The 709-nt window shown below is 49.4% G+C and carries 2 tRNA genes and 2 rRNA genes; all 4 read left to right on the forward strand.

The features are described 5' to 3' along the window. A 16S ribosomal RNA gene (locus tag APU11_RS14925) occupies nt 1-107 on the forward strand; the annotation flags it as partial. A 70-nt stretch (nt 108-177) separates the two neighbouring features. Further along, nucleotides 178-254 (forward strand) — tRNA-Ile (locus APU11_RS14930). 107 nt (nt 255-361) lie between these two features. After that, nucleotides 362-437: transfer RNA gene (locus APU11_RS14935), tRNA-Ala, on the forward strand. A gap of 170 nt (nt 438-607) precedes the next feature. After that, nucleotides 608-709: ribosomal RNA gene (locus APU11_RS14940) — 23S ribosomal RNA — on the forward strand; the annotation flags it as partial.

Genomic DNA, 709 nt, shown 5'->3' on the forward strand with positions numbered 1-709 from the left:
TAGGTAGCTTAACCTTCGGGAGGGCGCTTACCACTTTGTGATTCATGACTGGGGTGAAGTCGTAACAAGGTAACCGTAGGGGAACCTGCGGTTGGATCACCTCCTTACCTTAAAGAACCTGCCTTTGCAGTGCTCACACAGATTGTCTGATGAAAAACAGCAGTAAAAAACCTCTACAGGCTTGTAGCTCAGGTGGTTAGAGCGCACCCCTGATAAGGGTGAGGTCGGTGGTTCAAGTCCACTCAGGCCTACCAAATTTTCCCTGATACTGCGTTGCGGCAACGCTCACATACTGATGTATGCGTCGCGTTACCACGCCTTGTCTCAGGAAAAATTACCGGTACAGAGGTTTGCAAACGATGGGGCTATAGCTCAGCTGGGAGAGCGCCTGCTTTGCACGCAGGAGGTCTGCGGTTCGATCCCGCATAGCTCCACCATCTTTTACTGCGAACACTAGAAAACTTCAGAGTGAACCTGAAAAGGTGCACTGCGAAGTTTTGCTCTTTAAAAATCTGGATCAAGCTGAAAATTGAAACGACACACATGTTATGTGTGTTCGAGTCTCTCAAATTTTCGCAATCAGAAGTGAAACATCTTCGGGTTGTGAGGTTAAGCGACTAAGCGTACACGGTGGATGCCCTGGCAGTCAGAGGCGATGAAGGACGTGCTAATCTGCGAAAAGCGCCGGCGAGGTGATATGAACCCTTGA

The sequence above is a fragment of the Enterobacter sp. 50793107 genome (assembly GCF_001463365.1).
Taxonomy (GTDB): Bacteria; Pseudomonadota; Gammaproteobacteria; order Enterobacterales; family Enterobacteriaceae; genus Enterobacter; species Enterobacter cloacae.